Genomic DNA, 263 nt, shown 5'->3' with positions numbered 1-263 from the left:
AGATCTACACTCTCTCCGTCGTCGACAGTGTCAGATGTGGATAAGAGACAGGCCCGGTGCGCCTCGAGGCTGGCGTGGCCGGCGCTCAGCGCGAGCGCGGTCATCGAGGCGGCGGTCTGGGCGGCAAGAGCGTGCTCGACCGACTCGCCGCTGTCTCTTATACACATCTCCGAGCCCACGAGACGGAGCTACATCTAGGGGGGGGGGTTTGGGTTGGAGAGAGGGGGGGGGGGGGGGGGGGGGGGGGGGGGGGGGGGGGGGGG

1 protein-coding gene is annotated in these 263 nt (G+C 70.0%); it reads left to right on the top strand.

From position 1 onward, the window contains the following. Window positions 1–36: 36 nt before the first annotated feature. Complete coding sequence (locus ACR9ZK_RS22320) at window positions 37–198, top strand: hypothetical protein (RefSeq protein WP_481344122.1); 162 nt, start codon at window positions 37–39, stop codon at window positions 196–198. The last annotated feature ends 65 nt before the right edge of the window (window positions 199–263 follow it).

The sequence above is a fragment of the Monashia sp. HAY1-5C genome (assembly GCF_056755255.1).
This window is presented reverse-complemented; position numbering and strand designations above follow the sequence as displayed.